24 protein-coding genes and 1 tRNA gene are annotated in these 19,522 nt (G+C 54.1%); 10 read left to right on the forward strand and 15 right to left on the reverse strand.

Annotation, left to right across the window (positions count from 1 at the left end):
- A partial coding sequence (locus ACJAXR_RS14865; RefSeq protein ID WP_415059047.1) for a pyrimidine/purine nucleosidase domain-containing protein occupies window positions 1-221 on the reverse strand: 221 nt, incomplete at its 3' end.
- 339 nt (window positions 222-560) lie between these two features.
- On the opposite strand from ACJAXR_RS14865, the gene ACJAXR_RS14870 reads away from it, so the two are divergent.
- The 3 genes from ACJAXR_RS14870 (at window position 561) to ACJAXR_RS14880 (ending at window position 3,793) form a co-directional block, all read left to right on the forward strand.
- Window positions 561-1,094: a PRC-barrel domain-containing protein gene (locus tag ACJAXR_RS14870; protein ID WP_415059048.1), complete on the forward strand. Its 534-nt coding sequence runs from the start codon at window positions 561-563 to the stop codon at window positions 1,092-1,094.
- 207 nt (window positions 1,095-1,301) lie between these two features.
- Complete coding sequence (locus ACJAXR_RS14875; protein ID WP_415059049.1) at window positions 1,302-2,708, forward strand: dihydrolipoyl dehydrogenase; 1,407 nt, start codon at window positions 1,302-1,304, stop codon at window positions 2,706-2,708.
- 77 nt (window positions 2,709-2,785) lie between these two features.
- Window positions 2,786-3,793, forward strand: coding sequence for a zinc-dependent alcohol dehydrogenase family protein (locus ACJAXR_RS14880; protein ID WP_415059050.1), 1,008 nt, complete (start codon window positions 2,786-2,788; stop codon window positions 3,791-3,793).
- A gap of 39 nt (window positions 3,794-3,832) precedes the next feature.
- Here ACJAXR_RS14880 and arsJ read toward each other — a convergent pair whose 3' ends face one another.
- The 5 genes from arsJ to ACJAXR_RS14905 form a co-directional block, all read right to left on the reverse strand.
- Window positions 3,833-5,059: an organoarsenical effux MFS transporter ArsJ gene (gene arsJ, locus ACJAXR_RS14885; protein WP_415059097.1), complete on the reverse strand. Its 1,227-nt coding sequence runs from the start codon at window positions 5,057-5,059 to the stop codon at window positions 3,833-3,835.
- Between the two features lie 21 nt (window positions 5,060-5,080).
- Window positions 5,081-6,088, reverse strand: a complete 1,008-nt coding sequence (locus ACJAXR_RS14890) for an ArsJ-associated glyceraldehyde-3-phosphate dehydrogenase (protein ID WP_415059051.1) — start codon at window positions 6,086-6,088, stop codon at window positions 5,081-5,083.
- 27 nt (window positions 6,089-6,115) lie between these two features.
- Window positions 6,116-6,511: a metalloregulator ArsR/SmtB family transcription factor gene (locus ACJAXR_RS14895; protein WP_415059052.1), complete on the reverse strand. Its 396-nt coding sequence runs from the start codon at window positions 6,509-6,511 to the stop codon at window positions 6,116-6,118.
- A gap of 99 nt (window positions 6,512-6,610) precedes the next feature.
- Complete coding sequence (locus tag ACJAXR_RS14900; RefSeq protein WP_415059053.1) at window positions 6,611-7,540, reverse strand: CHAD domain-containing protein; 930 nt, start codon at window positions 7,538-7,540, stop codon at window positions 6,611-6,613.
- A 73-nt stretch (window positions 7,541-7,613) separates the two neighbouring features.
- Window positions 7,614-7,910 (reverse strand): hypothetical protein, encoded by a 297-nt coding sequence (locus tag ACJAXR_RS14905; protein ID WP_415059054.1) that lies wholly within the window; start codon window positions 7,908-7,910, stop codon window positions 7,614-7,616.
- A gap of 104 nt (window positions 7,911-8,014) precedes the next feature.
- Between ACJAXR_RS14905 and ACJAXR_RS14910 the strand changes: the two genes are divergently transcribed.
- The gene (locus tag ACJAXR_RS14910) at window positions 8,015-8,296 is read left to right on the forward strand and encodes a peptidylprolyl isomerase (protein WP_415059055.1); all 282 of its coding nucleotides are present in this window, start codon (window positions 8,015-8,017) and stop codon (window positions 8,294-8,296) included.
- Window positions 8,297-8,328: 32 nt separating this feature from the next.
- Here the strand turns inward: ACJAXR_RS14910 and ACJAXR_RS14915 are convergent, their stop codons facing one another.
- The 3 genes from ACJAXR_RS14915 to ACJAXR_RS14925 all read right to left on the reverse strand — a co-directional run bounded on the left by ACJAXR_RS14915 (window position 8,329) and on the right by ACJAXR_RS14925 (window position 10,576).
- On the reverse strand, window positions 8,329-9,198 hold the full coding sequence (locus ACJAXR_RS14915; RefSeq protein ID WP_415059056.1) for a CAP domain-containing protein: 870 nt from the start codon (window positions 9,196-9,198) through the stop codon (window positions 8,329-8,331).
- A gap of 141 nt (window positions 9,199-9,339) precedes the next feature.
- Window positions 9,340-10,230 carry an EamA family transporter gene (locus ACJAXR_RS14920; RefSeq protein WP_415059057.1) on the reverse strand — a complete coding sequence of 297 codons (891 nt, stop codon included), beginning with the start codon at window positions 10,228-10,230 and terminating at the stop codon, window positions 9,340-9,342.
- 154 nt (window positions 10,231-10,384) lie between these two features.
- Window positions 10,385-10,576, reverse strand: a complete 192-nt coding sequence (locus tag ACJAXR_RS14925) for a CsbD family protein (protein WP_415059098.1) — start codon at window positions 10,574-10,576, stop codon at window positions 10,385-10,387.
- 132 nt (window positions 10,577-10,708) lie between these two features.
- Here ACJAXR_RS14925 and ACJAXR_RS14930 point away from each other — a divergent pair, with 132 nt between their 5' ends.
- Complete coding sequence (locus ACJAXR_RS14930; RefSeq protein WP_415059058.1) at window positions 10,709-10,945, forward strand: hypothetical protein; 237 nt, start codon at window positions 10,709-10,711, stop codon at window positions 10,943-10,945.
- A 46-nt stretch (window positions 10,946-10,991) separates the two neighbouring features.
- On the opposite strand, the gene ACJAXR_RS14935 is transcribed toward ACJAXR_RS14930, so the two are convergent.
- A complete protein-coding gene (locus ACJAXR_RS14935) occupies window positions 10,992-11,420 on the reverse strand; it encodes a universal stress protein (RefSeq protein WP_415059059.1) in 429 nt (142 codons plus the stop codon).
- A 62-nt stretch (window positions 11,421-11,482) separates the two neighbouring features.
- Here ACJAXR_RS14935 and ACJAXR_RS14940 point away from each other — a divergent pair, with 62 nt between their 5' ends.
- Together ACJAXR_RS14940 and ACJAXR_RS14945 are read left to right on the forward strand one after the other, a co-directional pair.
- Entirely contained in the window at window positions 11,483-11,929 is a 447-nt protein-coding gene (locus ACJAXR_RS14940; RefSeq protein WP_415059060.1) for a GNAT family N-acetyltransferase, read from the forward strand.
- Window positions 11,930-12,169: 240 nt separating this feature from the next.
- Window positions 12,170-12,889 (forward strand): TorF family putative porin, encoded by a 720-nt coding sequence (locus tag ACJAXR_RS14945; protein WP_415059061.1) that lies wholly within the window; start codon window positions 12,170-12,172, stop codon window positions 12,887-12,889.
- An 87-nt stretch (window positions 12,890-12,976) separates the two neighbouring features.
- Here ACJAXR_RS14945 and ACJAXR_RS14950 read toward each other — a convergent pair whose 3' ends face one another.
- The 3 genes from ACJAXR_RS14950 to apbC all read right to left on the reverse strand — a co-directional run bounded on the left by ACJAXR_RS14950 (window position 12,977) and on the right by apbC (window position 15,043).
- A complete protein-coding gene (locus ACJAXR_RS14950; RefSeq protein ID WP_415059062.1) occupies window positions 12,977-13,192 on the reverse strand; it encodes a hypothetical protein in 216 nt (71 codons plus the stop codon).
- Window positions 13,193-13,284: 92 nt separating this feature from the next.
- Complete coding sequence (dcd, locus tag ACJAXR_RS14955) at window positions 13,285-13,851, reverse strand: dCTP deaminase (RefSeq protein ID WP_415059063.1); 567 nt, start codon at window positions 13,849-13,851, stop codon at window positions 13,285-13,287.
- 97 nt (window positions 13,852-13,948) lie between these two features.
- Complete coding sequence (gene apbC / locus ACJAXR_RS14960; RefSeq protein WP_415059064.1) at window positions 13,949-15,043, reverse strand: iron-sulfur cluster carrier protein ApbC; 1,095 nt, start codon at window positions 15,041-15,043, stop codon at window positions 13,949-13,951.
- Between the two features lie 160 nt (window positions 15,044-15,203).
- On the opposite strand from apbC, the gene ACJAXR_RS14965 reads away from it, so the two are divergent.
- A tRNA-Sec gene (locus tag ACJAXR_RS14965) sits at window positions 15,204-15,298 on the forward strand.
- 17 nt (window positions 15,299-15,315) lie between these two features.
- Here ACJAXR_RS14965 and dctP read toward each other — a convergent pair.
- Window positions 15,316-16,455 (reverse strand): TRAP transporter substrate-binding protein DctP, encoded by a 1,140-nt coding sequence (gene dctP / locus ACJAXR_RS14970; protein ID WP_415059065.1) that lies wholly within the window; start codon window positions 16,453-16,455, stop codon window positions 15,316-15,318.
- A 221-nt stretch (window positions 16,456-16,676) separates the two neighbouring features.
- Here dctP and ACJAXR_RS14975 point away from each other — a divergent pair, with 221 nt between their 5' ends.
- Together ACJAXR_RS14975 and ACJAXR_RS14980 are read left to right on the forward strand one after the other, a co-directional pair.
- Window positions 16,677-17,267, forward strand: a complete 591-nt coding sequence (locus tag ACJAXR_RS14975; protein WP_415059066.1) for a TRAP transporter small permease — start codon at window positions 16,677-16,679, stop codon at window positions 17,265-17,267.
- A gap of 15 nt (window positions 17,268-17,282) precedes the next feature.
- The gene (locus ACJAXR_RS14980; RefSeq protein ID WP_415059067.1) at window positions 17,283-18,563 is read left to right on the forward strand and encodes a TRAP transporter large permease; all 1,281 of its coding nucleotides are present in this window, start codon (window positions 17,283-17,285) and stop codon (window positions 18,561-18,563) included.
- A 117-nt stretch (window positions 18,564-18,680) separates the two neighbouring features.
- On the opposite strand, the gene ACJAXR_RS14985 is transcribed toward ACJAXR_RS14980, so the two are convergent.
- Complete coding sequence (locus tag ACJAXR_RS14985; RefSeq protein ID WP_415059068.1) at window positions 18,681-19,358, reverse strand: alpha/beta family hydrolase; 678 nt, start codon at window positions 19,356-19,358, stop codon at window positions 18,681-18,683.
- Between the last annotated feature and the right edge of the window lie 164 nt (window positions 19,359-19,522).

Here is a 19,522-nt window from a genome sequence, read left to right on the forward strand (position 1 = left end):
CGTTCCTGCTGATGAATCCGCACGTCAAAATCCTCATAGGCTTCGAGAATTGTTTTGGCGTTATCGATTTGCACACCGGTATTGAGAATTGCCAATGCGCATTGGCGGAACAACCTGTAGGTACTGCCTGATCCTGCTTCACTTAATTGCTGCACTTCGACCTGGGAGAGCGTTTCCAGAGTGCCTCTGGGGCTGACTGATACATTGATTAAGTTGCGCATTCGGGGTTCCGGCCAATGAGAAGGCTTCCATATTAACAGCACAACAAGACTGGCGTGAAAGCACTTCAGCGCAGTCATGTATCGAGCCATATGCGTTGTGTATTGAACTAACCGCCACTCCTGTCGTCCGATTAACTGTAACCCGTTAGGTCTGTTCTAGTCCTGGAATAACGCGGCTAGTCGGGAGGCCTTTATTGGCTCTCGCCAAGGCTATCCAGAGTCAGAAAACGAGGTTCATTTAGCTGCTCAGTCACGTAACTCGGCTGATCAGTACACATGACCGAGACGTCTTTCAAAAGGCTCTCACGATCATTTTAATAACAGTTGAGGAGACTGACTATGACCACACACACTATCCGCAAACTGGGCATTCCGTTACTGGCAGGCGCCATGGGCCTGAGCTTCTCTGTCATAGCTGATGACCACAATATGGACGCTCAGGGTCTGTATTCTGCAGACGATCTCATCGGTGCCGAAGTGTTCGACGCGAACGGCGAAGAAGTCGGTAACGTCGAAGATATCCTGTTGGGCAACGATATGAGCTTGCACGCGCTGGTCATCCAGACCAACGAGTTTCTCGGTATTGGCGAGAATGATGTTGTAGCCAAGCGTGGTGAATTTACCGTCAGTGTAGCCAAAGGCGAGATGATGTTCGACGACATCAACTACGACGTGCATATGACGTCTGCCGGCAAGGAACTCAAGGGTGTCCAGCAATTTAACGAACAGTGGTGGAACGAATCCCAAGACAACCTGAATAAGGCCTGGGAAAACACCATGGAAACCACTTCGAGCGCGTGGGAAAACACCAAGCAAGCTACCTCTTCCGCCTGGAACAGCACCATGCAAGGCGTAGAGAACATGGTTGATTAAGTGGAAGAAACCACCGACAAGACTACCGACTGAATGATGTTACCGTCCTACCTGGACGGCGTAACACAGTAGGTATCTCAAGCCGCTTGCCGGAACACTCCACAAGCGGCTTTTTTGTGGCCATCAATTAGTGTCAGCGGGTTTCAACAGATACCAACCCTGGTCTGGTAGCCTAGGCTACAGCTACATACCTTTACAGGAGCTCTCATGGTCGCCCATTGGGATGTCATTATTATTGGCGCTGGCACAGCAGGTCTGGCAGCGCTGCGAGAAATATCCAAGCAGACCGATAACGTCCTGATGATCAACGCAGGGGCTTACGGCACCACCTGTGCGCGAGTCGGTTGTATGCCGTCCAAAGTACTGATCGAAGCCGCAAGGGCATTACATGACCGCGTCAGGCATGAGGCTTTTGGCATTCGTGGTAGCGAAGGACTGTACGCCGATATTCCTGCGGTGCTGCGCCACGTGCGCGAACTACGCGACCACTTTGTAAGCGGCACCCTGAAGCCAACCGAAGCGCTTGGCGAACGCAGTATTTCTGGCCAGGCTAAACTGCTTGGTCCAAACACTGTAGAAGTTGAAGGCGAAATTTACCACACTGACCGCATCATCATCGCTACCGGGTCGCATCCAGTTGTGCCAGAACCATGGAAGGCGCTCGGCGAACGGGTGCTCACCACCGACAGTTTTTTCGAGCAAACCTCTCTCCCGGCCTGCGTGGCCGTTATCGGTCTGGGGCCGTTAGGCCTTGAAATGGCGCAGGCGATGGCCTTTCTGGGGATCAAGGTCTTCGCTTTCGACAAGAGCAGCGCATTAGCCGGCCTGACCGATCCGACAGTAACCGATACCCTGCGTGAAGCCCTGGAAGAAAATTTCACCATTCATACCGGCGCAGACGTGAAGCTGACATCTCATGGCGACGGCGTCATGGTGGAGGCTGGCGATCTGACCTTCGAAGTCGATCGCGTGCTGGCCGCAGTTGGCCGGCAGCCAAATATTCAGAATCTTGGCCTGGAAAACCTGGGCATTGAGCTAGATGATCGCGGCATGCCTGCGTTTGACCCTGTAACTACCCAGATCGCTGACCTGCCGATTTTTATTGTAGGGGACGTCAATAACCATGCTCCGGTTCTCCACGAAGCCGCGGACGAGGGGTATATTGCCGCTCACAATGCGCTAGCCGATACACCCTCCGATTTCCCGCGAAGAACGCCCATGGGGATCGTGTTCATTGAGCCTGGGGTGGCCTTTGTCGGGCAACGTTTCGCCGATCTTGATCCGAGCGCACTGATTGGCGAAGCCAGTTTTGCCAACCAGGGTCGCGCCGTGGCCGCGCAGCGCAATCAGGGCTTACTGCGCCTGTATGCTCGGGAGGACGCCGTACTCATAGGCGCGGAGATGTGTGCACCGGGTGCTGAGCATATGGTGCACCTGTTGGGGCTCGCCATCAGTGAACAACTGACCGTGCATCAGGTATTACGTATGCCCTTCTACCACCCCGTGCTGGAAGAAGGTTTGCGCAGCGCTTTGCGTGAACTGGCCAAGCAGTTTCCATATTCCGAGCCAGATCTGGCCGCCTGCGGCGAATTTAGGATTGAGGCCTTGGAGTAATAACTATCATTGCTCACGATGACCTACCTAGTGCCTGCTAGACTTAGAGGATTTAAAGCCAGCAATGCGGAGAATATATGAAGACAATTCAGTTGAACGCACCGGGCGGTATTGAGCAATTACAGATCGTTCAGCGCGACGATCCGGGCCAACCGGGTCAGGGCGAAATCCGCGTTCGACTTCACGCCAGCTCCCTGAATTTTCATGATTATCTCGTGGTAACGGGCAAGATTCCCAATGCGGACAAACGCATACCTATGGCAGACGGTGCGGGCGTCGTGGAAGCTGTCGGCACAGGGGTTGACGAGTTCAAGCCCGGTGATTGTGTAGTTTCGTGTTTCTTCCCGTGGTGGCAGGAAGGCGCCCCGGTCGAGGGCTTTGCCCAAGGCGTACCCGGTGACGGTATGGATGGCTACGCACGCGAGGTCGCAGTCACCCCCGCCCATTGGTTTACCGGAGCGCCTTGCGGTTATAGTCACGCCGAAGCGGCGACACTGACCACCGCAGGTCTGACTGCCTGGCGCGCATTAGTGGTAGATGGCGGCATTAAAGCAGGCGACACTGTTTTGGTCATGGGCACAGGCGGCGTATCCATTTGTGCACTGCAGATGGCCCGTGCGATGGGCGCTCAGGTGATTGCCACTTCTTCTTCAGGGGCAAAAATGGATCGCTTGAAAGACATGGGCGCAGATCACGTGCTCAACTATAAAACCGATAAAAACTGGGGCGAGCGTGTCAGGGATCTTACCGGTGGCCGCGGTGCAGACATCATCGTTGAGGTCGGCGGTCCAGGCTCATTGCCACAATCTATAAGAGCCGTATGTGTAGGCGGTCATATCTCGCTGATCGGTGTACTGACCGGTATGGCAGGCAACGTGCCGACGGCGGAATTAATGTATCGGCAGGCACGTATTCAGGGACTGACCGTTGGCAGCCGCCGACATCAGCTCGACATGATACGTGCGCTTGAGGTGATCGATATGCGTCCAGTCATCGACCGTTGCTTTGCATTGGATGACATAGCTGATGCATTCCGTCATCAAGAGAGCGGCAACCATTTCGGCAAGATCTGTCTCGAATTCTAAGCGCGGAACGACGCAAGGCGTTGTTTCGCGCTTTTTTCTTTAACCCGTCTCTGCCTCCTGACGGCGAGGTAGCCCAACAGATATCAGCGCTGCCAGCGCAACAAACGCGCTCGACACCCACAGGCAGGCTTCCAGCCCATACGACTGGTAGACCCAGCCTGATAGCAGAGTGCCTATGAGACGCCCCATGGCATTGGACATGTAATAAAATCCGACATCCAGCGAAACACCGTCATTTTTTGCATAGCTGACAATCAGATAACTGTGCAGCGATGAGTTGACCGCAAACAACACCCCAAATACCAGCAACCCCACCACAACGACGCTCTGAGCCGGCAATTGCGTGTCCAGCCCCAATGCAATAGCCGCCGGCAAACCGGCAAGCATCATGGCCCATACCATCGCAGCGTGTCCGTCCGGCACCTGCCTGTCTCTGCGCCGGGTAATCAATGGCGCGACCGATTGCACGATGCCATAGCCGATAACCCAGACAGCCATAAAACCACCTACCAGCCAAAAATCCCAGCCAAAATCCGAGCTCAGATAGACTGGCAAAGCAATCACGAACCACACATCGCGGGCGCCAAAAAGAAACATGCGGGCCGCTGACAACATATTAATCGCCCGGCTTTTGGATAGAATATCGCGGAATCGAGGCTTGGCGCTGGCCTTGCCCAGATCCTTCTTCAACATGATCACGCTGCCAACCCAGATGAATGCCAGCGCGCCTGCCATTAGCAGCATTGCACCGCGGAACCCGATCGTCGCCAGCAACATCCCGCCCAAAAAGAATCCGACACCCTTCAACGCGTTCTTCGAGCCGGTGAGAATCGCCACCCATTTATACAAGATACCCGGCTGGTCACCGGGCACCAGAAGCTTTATCGAGCTCTTGGCCGACATCTTGTTAAGATCCTTGGCAATACCTGACAGAGCCTGAGCACCCATCACCAGCGGGATACTAAGCCAGGCCGTCGGTACTATCAGTATTAACAGGGCAATAACCTGGATCGCCAACCCTATGTTCATCGTGCGGTTCAGGCCTACCCATGCGCCGAGATAACCGCCAAGCAGATTGGTGACCACACCAAAAATCTCGTAAAACAGAAACAGTGCAGCAATTTCCAGCGGCGTGTAGCCCAGGGTATGAAAGTGCAACACCACGAGCATGCGCAGCGCACCATCAGTCAACGTAAATGCCCAGTAGTTGCCTGTTACCAGAAGATACTGGCGTACCTGCGGGCTCACTGCTGTCAGCGCCTTGATCACATCAAAAACTCCTGCGAGTCAGTTGACTGCGCCTACCCGTTTCGCCAGCTCCACTATGCGGTTGGCATAGGCCCATTCATTGTCATACCAGGCGTAAATCTTTACCTGGGTACCATTGATGACCATGGTCGACAATGCGTCGATGATCGATGAGCGCGGATCGGTGCGATAGTCGATGGACACCAGTGGACGCTCTTCATAACCGAGAATATCCTTGAGAGGACCGGAAGCGGCCGCCGCTTCGAAAAGCGCATTTACTTCTTCCACCGTGGTGACCTGCTCCACTTCAAAGACACAGTCCGTAAGTGAGGCGTTGGCCAAGGGTACGCGCACTGCGTGACCGTTTAAACGGCCCTTGAGATCGGGAAATATCTCCGCGATCGCTGATGCCGAACCAGTCGATGTCGGTATCAAACTCATTCCACAGGCCCGTGCCCGACGTAAATCCTTATGCGGTTGATCAAGAATACTTTGCGTATTCGTAACGTCGTGGATGGTGGTAATCGAGCCATGACGAATACGCAGATTCTCGTGAATAACCTTGACCACAGGTGCCAGACAATTGGTTGTGCAGGAGGCCGCCGTGACAACTTGATGCTTTGCTGCATCGAAAAGATGATCGTTCACTCCCAACACCACGTTTAGCGCACCCGCTTCCTTGACTGGGGCGCTGACCACAACGCGTTTGACACCCTGATCGAGGTAGCCCTGTAATACGGCCAGCGTTTTCATCTTACCGCTGGCCTCGATAACCAGATCGCAGCCGGACCAGTCCGTATCAGCAATCGCCTTGTTGGCTGTCAAATTGATTACTCTGTCGTTGACCAGCAGATAACCATCCTTGCTGCCAGCTTCGTGCTGCCAGCGACCATGCACCGAGTCAAAATTAAGCAAGTGTGCATGCGTGGCAGCATCACCAGCCGGATCATTGATCTGCACAAACTCCAGCTCCGGCCAGTCCCATGCCGCTCTCAGCGCCAAACGTCCAATACGACCGAAACCATTGATGCCTACTTTGATACTCATTTTTTTCCTCCAGACAACAGGATGAATTCAACAGCTGCGCACTGTACAGACGCCAACTTGATCAGAACCGGCGCGCATTTGTTTCAGTCGCTGGCTATTGATTTCGAGCCAACCCCGATTTGCCTGCATAACCAGATTGACCATGTCTACTGCCCACTCAGGCAGGTCGGGGTGCAGGCGGTAATAGACCCACTGTCCACGGCGCTCGTCTTCCAGCAAGGCACATTGGCGCAATTGTGCGAGGTGACGCGAAATCTTTGGCTGGCTTTCATCCAGAGCAGTGGTGAGCTCACAGACACACAACTCAGCCTCCAGCGCAATTAACAAGATCATTCGCGCACGGGTGTCATCAGCCAGGCATTTGAACAGCGAAACAGGAGTCAGGGATGTGCTGGTATCGAGTGTTTGCAAAGCCTGTGTCATGAAAAGGCACCGAGTCAGAATATATATGATATTTCAAATATACGGAAAAACATATATATAGTAAAGACGGGCAATCCGTATGCTTGCTAGATACGCACTTCAGCCCGGACAGCGCTTTTCATCACGCGTCAGATCCCAACAGCGACGCCATCGCTTACGCAGTGCAGCAGGAGATTCGGCATACAGCCTGCTTCCAAGTCTGAAGGCCCGTTGCTGCAAGCAGCCTCGCCGGCCAGCCACCAACTCACCGAGTTCACGACGCTGCGCAGCCGCACCAAAGATAGCGGGCGATTGCTCCAGTAGCGCCTGCAGCATCGATAGATCGTGATCTTGACCAAGCAACTGAGACAGATCCTTGAGCATCGCTGCACGTACCTTGAATGCAGCCGGCCAGGCCATGCTCAGCAGCCGCGTGTGATGCCAGTGATCTTTCACCCGTTTGCGCCAGTCATGCAGGTGATCATCGGTAGCGGCGTTGGCTGCCACGCCAAGTGCTCTGCGCCCATCGGCAAAGGTCCGCTGCAGGCCGCTGGATACCAGAGCAAACCTTTTACCGGGCAGACGCCAGGCACGAACCGACTCTTCAGCCATCTCCACATCCGCAAGCACCTCTTTCAGCACCCGGTGTGTCTCTTCCAAGGTAACACCACCACTGGGCGCACCTCCCTGTCCCAGAGAGTCCAAACGTGCGCGAACGTTGCGCATCGAGCGCCGGACGAATAACGCTGAATTCTCGCTGGCGAGTGAATCCCAGGTTTCCAATAGCGCACCCACATCACGCATGACAGAAAGCTTGCGGTTGATATCGCGAAAACGTCGATTTTCCTGAGCGAAGGCCTGTCCAATCGGTGTGCGCACCAGCCGCAGCAGCGCACGCACCTCCTTGATCCGTTTACGCGCCTCATGAATACCCGTCGTTTGTTGTTCAGGCACAAGCAGCAATGCTTCCCGAGCCTTCCCTAAACGCTCTAGGGCTGCGCGCCGCACTTCCTTGGCGGCAGATTTGTGTGGCTTGATCTTGAATCCCATGCGCAACCCCTGATATGTCGACTAAGCATCGCTCAGAGTGTAGTGCTAAACAAAATTTGTCGCCCAAGCCCCCTCAGACTCCAGAGTCCATCTTAGGGGCTCGCTGACGGAGCTTGTCATAGCCTGCACGCGTTAGGAGCACCAGGTTGACTGTTGCCCCATAGATCTGCCCAGTCGATTTCAACGTTTCAATTCGTTTTGAATAAGACGTTGCCGATAAATAGAAATAATCGTACTCCTCAACCAGCTCTTGCCTGGCAGCCTTGAAAAGCTTGAATGTGGTGCCTTTGGCTTGCTGGTTCAGTTGGTCGCTCTGACGAAAGCTCAAAGTCTCGATACCGTTATGGACAATAGGGTCGGTGCTGGACATGGTTCTCTCGGGCAGAGGCTGTAATGGTATTGTCGCCTGCAATGCTTCCGGGTAACAGCCGATTGCGGTACCCTTCTGCACTTTAATTAAAGGAGCAAGCACTCATGCCAAAAGCCAGCGCCCGCCATATTCTCGTGGCAACCGAAGACAAGTGTAACGAACTGAAAAGCGCCATTGAAGGCGGAGCCGATTTTGCTCAGGTGGCCAAAGACAACTCTTCCTGCCCATCCGGTCGTCAAGGTGGCGATCTGGGTACCTTTGGCCCGGGGCAAATGGTCAAGGAATTTGATACCGTGGTATTTAGCGCGCCAATCAATGTCGTCCAGGGGCCGGTGAAGACCCAGTTTGGTTTTCACTTGCTTGAAGTGACCAGCCGTCAAGACTAAATCAGTGGCCGGCCCTTAAGCCGGCCCTGACATTATCGCTCGCTAGCAAATACCTGCGTCCAGTAAATCGAGCTCTGCGGTCGCGTCTCGAAAGCCGCGCACATGTCGGTAAACTCGGAGTTCATGATGTTCGCGCAGTGGCCTGGACTGTGCAGCCAAGCCGACACTACCTGCTGTGGCGAGCTCTGGCCTACAGCCACGTTTTCTCCGAGCTTGCGCCATTCATAGCGAGTCATCCCAACCCGTGCTGCGACCTTTTCACCGTCAGCTCCGACATGACTGAGAATATTGTTTTCGGCCATGTAGCCGCTGTGCTCAAGAGCAGCCTGCCCCAGCCGAGTATCCCAGTTCAACGGTTGTGCTGCAGCGAACTGTTCACTACCGCACGTGCGGGGCTGCCTGCGTGCCAGGTTCACCTCTGCCAATACCTCCTGGCCGACATCAATCCATTTCCGACCGATTATCGCCTGCGAAACCAGTGGGCTGGCCATTATTATCTGCCAGTCATTACCAGTACGTCTTACACCAATCTCCGCGTAGTCTCCGTTGCGCAATACCTCACAAAAGCGCTGCTTGGCCATCTCCATTACCTGATCGGCATCTGACGGTCCGGATACCTGCACAATCTGAGCAGCCGAAGCTTGGTAGCCAGCTTCATGCATTGCCGTTCGCCATTGAGACGATGAAAGATCGACATTTGCCAGTTTAGGGTTGGGCGCTAACGGGCCGGTAACCGGCATTGCCCGACCCTCGCATTCGGCCGGTGCATTGCGGTATTCATTGATCCTATTGACCAGATCGGCATTCTGCTCGGCAAACACTCCAGACGCCCATGACAACCCCAACGATACCAATAGATGGGGCCAGAAGGCACTGAGCCTGGTTGACTGTGGGTTTTTCATGGTGAAACCTCCGCACCGCCCCTGCTCGACCCGCCGTATATCTGCGCGCAGTCCCAAAGCGGGTTTGATGAACAAATTCATAACAATTGACCCCTTCAGCCAAGTAACAGTTCCATCCGGGATCCAATCAACGCGGCAGCGTCAGGCTGCGGCGGCTCTGCTGCGCAAACGATCCAGCGCCCAGCCACCGCAAACATTGATCAGCAAACCCAACATTACCAGCACCGCACCGATCATCTGCCACTGGCCCAGTCGATCCCCCAGCAGCAGTGATGCCGATGTCAATCCGACCACGGGCACCAAAAGAGAGAACGGTGCTACCTGACTGGCCGGATAACGTGACAGTAGGCGACCCCAAATACTATAACCAAGCAAGGTGGCACCAAAGGCGAGATAGACAAGCACCAGCATGGACTCCAGCCCGAACCCGCTCAACGCGCCTTTGATAGCGGCCGGTCCCTCAAGCCACCAGGACAACGCCAGAAAAGGCAGGGCAGGCACCAGGTTACCCCACACAACGAGCCCCACCAGATTGACCTTTCCGATACGACGGGTGATGACATTACCCAGCGCCCACATGGATGCCGCGCAGATTGTCAGCAGAAAGCCGGCTAACGTCATGATGCGATCGACCTGCATACCGATCATGCTCAACCCTGCCGCAGCCACCACCAGTCCGAGAAGGTTCGCAACACGCACACGCTCTCCGATAAACATCGCGGCAAATAGCAGAGTAAAGAAGGCTTGCGACTGCAGGACCAGAGAAGCCAGACCGGCGGGCATCCCTACCGCCATGGCAGAGAAGAGAAAGGCAAACTGGCCAAGTGAAATAGTCAAACCGTAGGCCAATAACCAGCGCCAGGGCACTTGGGGCCGCTTGACGAACAGGATCGCCGGGAATACGACCAGAGCGAAGCGCATGGCTCCCATTAATAGCGGCGGCATGTGCTGTAAGCCGGTCATGATGACCACGAAGTTGAGCCCCCAAACCACTATCACTACAAGTGCCAGGAGCAGATCCCGGGAAGACATGCCATTACTCCAACGGTGTATGACAATGCATTAGGCCAGCCTGGTGGACGCAGGGATACGTACAACGGGGCAGGATAAAAGCAGGACAGTCACGCACAAAAAACCGGCAACACTCGCTGCCAGCTCTTTTCAGGTTTTGGCGCCCAACCAAGTGTCAGGCGTTGTCGACGCCCTTCTTGACCTTCTCCTTGGCCTCGCCCTTCAAACTCTGAGCCTTGCCTTCGGTCTCTTGAAGATCGCCCTCAGCTTTAAGATCCTCGTTATCGATTGCTTTGCCAACGCCCTGTTTGCCTTTGCCTACAATTTCGTTGATCTTGCCTTTTAACTTGTCTTCTTTATCGCTTATGGCTTACCTCATTGGTAAATGGCTTAAACAAGATCGACCAGAGCACAAAACAATAGTTCAACCATCAATGCGGCACATGAGTGGGAAACGGGTATACTCGCGCGCCTGTTTCTCCAATTCACGGATTTCTCCATGACCCAACATAAGCCCACCGACTCCCAGGTTGCCACGGACGCAAGTCAGACTTCGGCACACGACGAGTCAGTTAAAACCACCGTGCCAACGTTCAAGTTTCCCTTCGCACCAGCCAACTTCGCGCCTAAAAAAACGGCTGCTCCGTCGTGGCAGCAAAAAGGCAGCAACGCGCGACATGAAAAGAAGATCGGCATGGCGCCCAAGGGTACCCGCAGATCGATGGGCAAGCGCTGATCAATTAGGAAGGTCAGCTTGACGTCCATTTCAGTCTTCGCACCTGTTATTTGACCAGCAAAACCGGCATGGGCGCTTCGTGCACTAACTGAGTAGCCACCGAGCCAAGCACCAGATTGCTAAGGCTGCTCATTCCTCGAGTGCCCATGACAATCATCGTACATTTGTATTTAACGGCCGCATTGACCAGTTCACTGATGACCTCACCGGCTATCTCGTGTGTGTACACCTCCAGATTCGCTGCGCGTAATGCATCGGCCGCCTTAGCGGTCATTTCGGCTGCGTAATCTAGCGCACCAGCCTGAAGTTGATTCAGCATGGTCGGTGTTACATAGTTACCAAATAGCTTCGGCTCGGCCTGAACGTTAACCACGTGCACGCTGATGCCAGAAAGCGAGGTCGAAAACTCAATAAGGTACTCAACCGCCCGCGTCGCGCTCTCCGATCCGTCAAAGGGTAACAATACTGTATGCATGCTCGTTTCCTCCATTTAGCCTGTTCTGTCCATTTTACCGACTCCAGTGTGGCAGGCCTGCTGTGATTCTGCTTGATCCACGTCAAGGGCGCTCGACAATCGGGCCAACTGAATGCGGACTGCTTGATCCGACCCAACGTACCTTGGCTGATCAATTCTATCGCCGATATGGCAGCCGCATGAAAACGCGCCCGGCTCATCAGGTCTGGGCCATACAATCGGATTCGCTACTGGCTTGCCTGTGCCTGCAGCCGGTTGCAGAGGGTTACTGGCTAACCAATCTATTTGTTGACCCCGCGCACCGCCGGCGAGGTATAGCCCAGCAGCTAATCGATACTGCGCGTATTGGCGTTGCAGGCCCTGTCTGGCTGTTTTGTAACCCGCAGCTGCAGGCTTTATATGTAAAAAGCGGTTTTGAAATCTGCTCGCAGCTGCCCGAACGTCTCGCTGACCGACTTGAACGCTATCAACGCAGCAAGCCGCTCATAGCCATGACGACCTCCGACTGACGTGACATCCTTCAGCACTGAATCCGCGTGCACTACAAATAACGTCTTACCTTGATGCATGCACCAAGGCAGTGCGCACAGATTACCCTCGACACTCGCCATACCGTCTAAAAACCCCATATAAAAATTTAACGGATTGATTAATAACAATAAATAAAACATGGCAAGCAAAATGCTATGTGTGCTGTGCCAACATTTTTTGGACTACGTTAAGAATCACAACATATGGGGTACATGATAATGATGAAAAAATTGACTGCCGCAATCGCTACCGTATCAACCCTCGGTTTTGCCAACATGGCCCATGCCGAATCCTTCGACACCGCTATTGGTGAGATCGACGCAAGCATGACTGCCACCCTGGCATCCGATTATATCTGGCGTGGTCAGTCTCAAACCAACGGTGCTGGTGCAGTACAGACCAGCCTGGACTTTGCCCATGAGAGCGGCATTTATATTGGAGCGTGGGGCTCCAACGTTGCTGCCGAAGACTTTGGTGGGGCGAGTATCGAGCTGGATTACTATGTTGGCTACGGCGGTGCAATCACCGATGACATCACTTACGACGTGTCCTGGGCGACCTACACCTTCCCCCAGGGCATTGATGCGGTCGATGAGATTCTTGCCAGTGTCGACCTGTACGGTTTCACTTTAGGCGCAAAGTATGCTTACGATCCATCCAGCGCACTCTACACCTATGTCGGTTATGGTTTCGAGCTGCCCTATGACATAGGCCTGGGCCTGCACTACGGCAATACAGATACCAAGGACCCCGTCGGAACATCAACCGCGAACCTCGAATACAATGATTGGGCAATTACTCTGGGCAAGACTGCACTCGGCTTAGATTGGGCGTTGATGTACAGCGATACCGACCTCGGTAATGATTGCACGGAGATTTACGTTGATCGCGATTCCTGCGACTCCAACGTTACACTGTCCGTCGCCAAGAGCTTCTAAAACGACAACGGCGCTTGAGAGGCGCCGTTCAGTTTTTTCAGCAATTGAACCCGTGACTGTATCACCACAGTCACGGGTTTTTTATGTTCAAGCGCCGACGGTTCGACGACGAATACTCAAATCTATCCGCATGCAAACAGCAGACAAAAACAGAAAGCCGATCCCCAATGCGCCGCGGCTCACGTCGGTGCGCAGCAAAGCAGACACTAACGAACTGATCTGATCAGGGTAGGCAGCGAGCAAGCCACCCAGAGGCACCATCACAAACAGAAAACAGTAACCCAGGGTTCGTAGAATCTTCACAGCAACACCTCATCCGACAACGTGTCTATTCAGCCTGAGGCTTCGTCCGCTTTCTGGCAATTAGACCAAAGTAGTGCGCCACTACGACCGCATCATGCGCGTGGCAATGTGACCCCGCGCTGACCCTGGTATTTGCCGCCACGGTCACGGTAGGAGACCTCACAGGGCTCGTCGGACTCGAAGAAAAGCATCTGCGCCACGCCTTCATTAGCGTATATCTTGGCTGGCAAGGTCGTGGTGTTGGAAAATTCCAGTGTTACGTGACCTTCCCACTCCGGCTCCAAAGGCGTGACGTTGACGATAATGCCGCAACGGGCATAAGTGCTCTTGCCCAGACAGATAGTCAGAACATTGCGCGGGATCCGGAAATATTCGATTGTGCGCGCCAAGGCAAAGGAGTTGGGGGGAATGATGCACACGTCGCTGGTAATATCGACAAAGCTATTTTCATCGAAATTCTTGGGATCGACCGTCGCCGAGTGGATGTTGGTGAACACCTTGAACTCGTTTGAACAGCGCACATCGTAACCGTAGCTGGAAACGCCGTAGGAAATGACACGGTTGCCCTCCTCGCCCCGTATCTGGCGCTCGACATAGGGTTCGATCATCCCCTGTTCCTGAGACATGCGACGTATCCAACGATCAGATTTGATACTCATGATGTGCCCTGCGCTGTGCAAAAAAGAATCCGCATGTTACCGGGTAATCCCGGCAGGCAAAAGCCCCGCCTACGCGGCACTCGCCCAAGAAGCGAGCTCAATCATCGCTGATGCTGATATCCGGCATTGCGGAACCCAGCCTGGCACGCTCGGCAATGCGCGCACCCACATGGCGGGCCATATCCTGGTAGACCATGCTGATCTGGCATTCAGGCTCGGCAATCACCGTCGGCGTACCCGCGTCGGTCTGTTCACGGATCATCATTGACAACGGCATGGAAGCCAGCAGATCCACGCCGTAGTCGGTCGCCAGGCGCTCGCCTCCACCTTCACCAAACAAATGCTCGGCATGGCCGCAATTGGAGCAGATATGAATCGCCATGTTTTCCACCACCCCGAGAACCGGGATATTGACCTTGGCAAACATTTCGATCCCTTTTCGGGCATCCAGCAGGGCTAGATCCTGGGGGGTTGTGACAATGACAGCACCGGTCACTGGCACTTTCTGCGCCAGCGTGAGCTGAATGTCGCCAGTTCCCGGAGGCATATCCACAACCAGATAATCAAGATCATCCCAGGCAGTCTGGCTGAGCAGTTGCATAAGCGCTCCAGACACCATAGGGCCGCGCCAGACCACCGGAGTGTTGTCATCAACGAGGAAGGCCATAGACATGACCTGAACCCCATGTGCCCGTGGTGCAACAAAAAATTTCTTATCTTTTACTTCAGGCCGCGTGCCCTCAGGCAAGCCAAGCATCAACCCCATGCTAGGACCGTAGATATCCGCATCCAGCACCCCGACTCGGGCGCCCTCTCGGGATAATGCCAGTGCCAGGTTAACGGCGGTAGTGGATTTACCCACACCGCCCTTACCCGAAGCCACGGCAATAATATTCTTCACATTGCCCAGCGCCTCGATGGTGCCCTGAGCCGGTGCGGCAAGGACCTCACAGCGTACCTTCACACGAGCCGAACCGACGCCTTCGACGTTCTGTACTGCTACCTGCAACATCTGCTCAATACCGCCTTTGATACCTCCAGCCGCGTAACCCAGTACCAGCTCGGCATACACGTCAGTGCCTGTGATCCGCAGTTCGAGGAGACAACCAGCAGTAATAAGATCGGTCTTGAGGTAGGGATCCTGGTACTGGGCCAGGGCCTTTTCTATAGAAAAGCGCGATAGTTCGGTCATAAATAAACAGCCTGCGAGAAGAATGACCCTATCCTACTGGCGGATACGCGGGTGTGAAAGACCATCAACGGGATACTTGAGGGCAGCGCCTGCATTACTCACAAAAAACGGCGACAGGCTTTAGGCCTGTCGCCGTCTCTATGCTAGCCTAGCGGCCAACGGAAGAGCATCGTCCCCGGTGGGGCGCCCGGACTTCAAACCCGGTGAGATGCGCTAAGCGCGTCTGGTAGGTTCGACTCCTATTCTCTTCCGCCAACGTAATCCTTGTCAGATTACTGAGCCGCTGCTTCTTCGGTTTCAGTTTCCATCATTTCTGTTTCAGGTTCCGCGGCAGCTAACGCTGCAATGTCAGCGACATCCGCCTTTACAACCTGCTCGATGAGAACGTTCATCAGACGCGTGCCACGCTCGCCAACCATTTCAGCGAATGTATCGCGTACTGGCAAACTAAGATCACGGAATGCCTGGCGCTCTTCAGAAGTAAGATAGACAAGCTCGATGTCGCTGTTCTCGGTGATGGTCTTCAAGCGCTCCTCATTGAGGCGAACCTGAACATCATGGATGTAGGGCACAAGCTCGACGACTGTTTCGTCAACGACATCCTTATACTCCTCCGAGAGACCGTCATACCAACCTTTGTTTGCCATGAATGTTGCGATGAACTGTGCCTGATTGGCAAAGATCAGATAGTCCTGAACCTGATAAAAGTCCATTTCCTGATGCGCGAATACTGGCTGAATATTGGCATCCAACTGGCCAAGCTGCATGCCGCTGAACAACTCGCCATATTCCATAGTGGTTGGATCAGCCCCGTAAGCACTATAGGTTTCGCGCAACAAACGATTATCCATGGTGCGAATGGCCACGCCATCGAAATCCGCCGGAGTGCGAATTGCCTTGTTCGCGCTCCATACCTGCCAGCCTTCAGGCACTATAGCTAGCGGCTGCAGGTCGCGCTCGCGGAAAGACTCGACCAGATCTTCGTTCTTGCGGAAAGCAGAATCATTGAGGATCTGCGTATTTTTCATTTCGTCATCGGTAAGGACGAAATTCAGACTGAAGAGTTGCGACTCAGGTACCGTGCCGCCCAGGAAACCGGAGCCAAAAGCCAGTTCCACTGCACCCGCCTGCACCTGATCATATATGTCGGTCAGGCCTCCCAACTGCCCGTAAGGATAAAGCTTGACCTCGACTTCGCCGTCGGTTTTTTCATTGATCAGTTCGGCGAATTTAGCACCGTATTCGTACTGTACACTGCCTTCGATTTCTTCCAGGCCTATACCCCACGTCTGCACCGTGGTTTCGACGGGTTCAGCCGCTGCGGTTTCTGGCGCTGCGGTCGTTGGCTCATCGCCCCCGCATGCTGCCAGGGCCAATACTGCCATGCCCATGAATCCATTACGCAATTTCATCGAACTCTCCTTTTGAATTGTTCTGAATAACAGATAAACCATAACACATGCCTGCGGGTTGTCCATTCTGTGCAAAGACAATCCAAATGCGCTATGTTGAAAAAAGGAACACTCACAGTGCCATTGCGACCCCACCGCAGGCATGCACACTGTAACGGTCCGTGGTCAGCTATATGTCCCGGCCATGCCTGCCCTGCCAGGCTCTTGCAAAGGATAATCCTATGCCCGGGAGCGCCGCACCCTCTGCAGCCCAGACCTTGAAGAACGCCATTACAACCGGTTTTGTTATGCTGGATCGGGTGGCCGAGTTTGTCGAAGAAGTCATTCTGGGCTGTACCGTACTGTTCCTTGCGGGGATGCTCATGGTTCACGTGATTGGCCGGCAACTACTGGGTACCGGCGTCACCGGCCAGGTCGAGCTTACGCAGATGAGCCTGATCATCATGACCTTTTCCGGTCTCGGTTACGGAGTACGCAAGGCCCGTCACATTTGCATGTCAGCTTTTTATGATCAGCTCAGAGGGCTCGCGCGTAAGACGGCACTGGTCAGCATCAGCCTGCTTACAGGTGCGCTGATGTTCTATTTTTGCATCCACGCCTGGGATTACGTCGAAGCCATACAGTCGCGAGGACGCACCTCATCGGCATTGCAAATTCCCTTATGGATCCCCTATCTGGTCGCACCGATCGGCTTTGCGCTCGCCGGTATCCAGTATTGGCTGACAGCAATACGCAACCTTATTTCCAGCGATATATACCGTTCCTTCAATGAAAAGGAACGCTATGAGGAAGTAGACATTGACCAAATCTGAACAGGCTACCTACGCATGCTGACACTCATCATTGTAGCTATGATCGTATTGCTGCTTCTGGGCTTCCCGATGATGGTGCCATTGTTGGTGGCCAGTCTGATGTTTCTCTTCCTGGTACTGGACATGACCAATGTCGGTCTGCTGATGGGACAGATGATCAGCGGCGTGCAGTCCTGGGCGTTGGCCGCGGTTCCACTGTTCATTTTTGCAGCCGATCTAATGACCCGCGGGCACACGGCCAATCGTTTGCTGGATCTAGTACAAAGCTTCGTAGGACATTTGCGCGGCGGCTTGCCAATCACCACCGCCGCCGGCTGCACCTTGTTTGGGGCAGTTTCGGGCTCTACTCAGGCTACGGTAGTGGCGATGGGAGGGCCAATGCGGCCCAAGCTTTTGCAGAAAGGCTATTCGGATGCCTTCAGTATCGCATTGATCATTAATGCGAGCGACATCGCCCTGCTCATTCCACCGAGCATAGGCATGATTATCTACGGCGTAGTGTCCGGCGCGTCGATTGGGGACCTTTTCATCGCTGGCATTCTGCCCGGCTTTCTCATCCTGGTGATGTTCTCCGTGTACTGCTGGATCGGTTCAATCCGTATGGGCATCGAACCGGAAGAGCGAGCCAGCTGGCTAGCGCGTTGGCAAGCGTTGAAAAAAGCACTACTTCCTCTTGGCTTTCCTGTGGTCGTTGTAGGCGGCATATACGGCGGCCTGTTCAGCCCCACTGAGGCAGCAGCAATTGCGGTGCTTTATGCGGTGGTATTGGAGGTGGTCATCCTGCGCTCAGTGAAGGTGCGTGAGCTTTGGGATATCGCTCTATCAACCGGTCTAATAACGGGCGTCGTGTTCATTCTGGTGGCTGCCGGTAACGCGTTCACTTACACGATTTCCTTCGCAGGTATTCCTCAGGCTATTCTCGGACCAGTAATTGAAACCATAGGCGACAGTCAAACTCTGGTACTCGGATTGATTGCGATTTCATTCTTTGTCGGCTGTATGTTCGTTGACCCCATTGTCGTCATTCTGATTCTCACCCCCCTCTTCAAGCCCGCTGTCGAGATCGCCGGGCTGGATCCGATTCATGTGGGGGTTATTGTCACACTGCAAGCGGCGATAGGCTCTGCAACACCGCCCTTCGGGTGTGACATATTCACTGCTATGGCCGTATTTCGAAGGCCCTACTTCGATGTAATCAAGGGCACTCCGCCCTTCATCTGCATACTGCTGCTAGCGACCGTTGTGCTGATCATGTTTCCCTCGATCTCGCTCTGGCTGCCATCTCTGACGAATTAATCTTACAAAAAAACCAACACCGCATTCCTACAGTGGCTCGTTGGTTGATGAGCTCACACATTCCACAACAGCATTCCGAACAGGCAGCCGTATAACTATAAAGGTCGGCATCCCGCCTCAAGCTCTGGGCAGCTGAAACGAAGTACCAACTGAGCTCCAGTTCAGCCGATTTTGACAAAAGTGGCTGACCGCACTGGCCGCCTGTTCGATGATATTTTGCTGATCGTGACCACTACGCTTTAGAGGTTTGAAGTCGTGATCGGCACTTTCAAGCCAGTGCAGCTCAATTGACTGGGCTAACCCATAACGCTGGACCTCATCGGGCTTGCCGAATGGGTCGCGCGTTCCCTGCAGGAACAACGCGGGGGTGTGCATATTTGCCAGATGCTCTACCCGAGGCTTTTCCGGCTTTGCCGGCGGATGAAACGGATAAGCGAAACAGACCAGACCGGATGCACCCAACTCATCAACTAGCATACTAGCCACCCGCGCTCCCATGGATTTCCCACCGACCAGCAATGGCCCTGGATACCAGGTTCGCACCGTAGCCCACTGCTGACGAAAGGAATCGAGTAGAATTGGCATCCGATTGGGCGGTGTGCGGGTACCGGTAAGCCGCCGAGCCTGCATGTAGGGAAACTCGAAACGAACGACTGCAATGCCTTCAGCGTTCAAAGCTTGCGCCAGCATTTGCATGAAAATACTGTCCATTGCTGCACCCGCGCCGTGGGCTAACAGCAGTGTTGCGTGCTGCGGGCCAGCCGCAGGCACATCAGTCAGCAGATGAGATTGCATCGACTTACGCCTCCTCGAACTATGCGACAAGATGCCACGCCAACACTGGGGGTATTCACTTCACATGTGCCCTTCTGACCACTAAGATTGCGTTAGCCCTTTCCATGTCTCTGCGACAAGGAAGGAAAGGGGCCGACCATACAACTACATATCCGCGTCGGTTA

The sequence above is a fragment of the Halopseudomonas sp. genome (assembly GCF_047631575.1).
Taxonomy (GTDB): Bacteria; Pseudomonadota; Gammaproteobacteria; order Pseudomonadales; family Pseudomonadaceae; genus Halopseudomonas.

Bases quoted from the DNA above. Each gene is read 5' to 3' on its own strand.
- ACJAXR_RS14870 (WP_415059048.1), top strand. From the start codon at position 561: ATGACCACACACACTATCCGCAAACTGGGCATTCCGTTACTGGCAGGC.
- ACJAXR_RS14875 (WP_415059049.1), top strand. From the start codon at position 1,302: ATGGTCGCCCATTGGGATGTCATTATTATTGGCGCTGGCACAGCAGGT.
- ACJAXR_RS14880 (WP_415059050.1), top strand. From the start codon at position 2,786: ATGAAGACAATTCAGTTGAACGCACCGGGCGGTATTGAGCAATTACAG.
- ACJAXR_RS14890 (WP_415059051.1), bottom strand. From the start codon at position 6,088: ATGAGTATCAAAGTAGGCATCAATGGTTTCGGTCGTATTGGACGTTTG.
- ACJAXR_RS14895 (WP_415059052.1), bottom strand. From the start codon at position 6,511: ATGACACAGGCTTTGCAAACACTCGATACCAGCACATCCCTGACTCCT.
- ACJAXR_RS14900 (WP_415059053.1), bottom strand. From the start codon at position 7,540: ATGGGATTCAAGATCAAGCCACACAAATCTGCCGCCAAGGAAGTGCGG.
- ACJAXR_RS14905 (WP_415059054.1), bottom strand. From the start codon at position 7,910: ATGTCCAGCACCGACCCTATTGTCCATAACGGTATCGAGACTTTGAGC.
- ACJAXR_RS14910 (WP_415059055.1), top strand. From the start codon at position 8,015: ATGCCAAAAGCCAGCGCCCGCCATATTCTCGTGGCAACCGAAGACAAG.
- ACJAXR_RS14915 (WP_415059056.1), bottom strand. From the start codon at position 9,198: ATGAAAAACCCACAGTCAACCAGGCTCAGTGCCTTCTGGCCCCATCTA.
- ACJAXR_RS14920 (WP_415059057.1), bottom strand. From the start codon at position 10,230: ATGTCTTCCCGGGATCTGCTCCTGGCACTTGTAGTGATAGTGGTTTGG.
- ACJAXR_RS14930 (WP_415059058.1), top strand. From the start codon at position 10,709: ATGACCCAACATAAGCCCACCGACTCCCAGGTTGCCACGGACGCAAGT.
- ACJAXR_RS14935 (WP_415059059.1), bottom strand. From the start codon at position 11,420: ATGCATACAGTATTGTTACCCTTTGACGGATCGGAGAGCGCGACGCGG.
- ACJAXR_RS14945 (WP_415059061.1), top strand. From the start codon at position 12,170: ATGATGAAAAAATTGACTGCCGCAATCGCTACCGTATCAACCCTCGGT.
- dcd (WP_415059063.1), bottom strand. From the start codon at position 13,851: ATGAGTATCAAATCTGATCGTTGGATACGTCGCATGTCTCAGGAACAG.
- apbC (WP_415059064.1), bottom strand. From the start codon at position 15,043: ATGACCGAACTATCGCGCTTTTCTATAGAAAAGGCCCTGGCCCAGTAC.
- dctP (WP_415059065.1), bottom strand. From the start codon at position 16,455: ATGAAATTGCGTAATGGATTCATGGGCATGGCAGTATTGGCCCTGGCA.
- ACJAXR_RS14975 (WP_415059066.1), top strand. From the start codon at position 16,677: ATGCCCGGGAGCGCCGCACCCTCTGCAGCCCAGACCTTGAAGAACGCC.
- ACJAXR_RS14980 (WP_415059067.1), top strand. From the start codon at position 17,283: ATGCTGACACTCATCATTGTAGCTATGATCGTATTGCTGCTTCTGGGC.
- ACJAXR_RS14985 (WP_415059068.1), bottom strand. From the start codon at position 19,358: ATGCAATCTCATCTGCTGACTGATGTGCCTGCGGCTGGCCCGCAGCAC.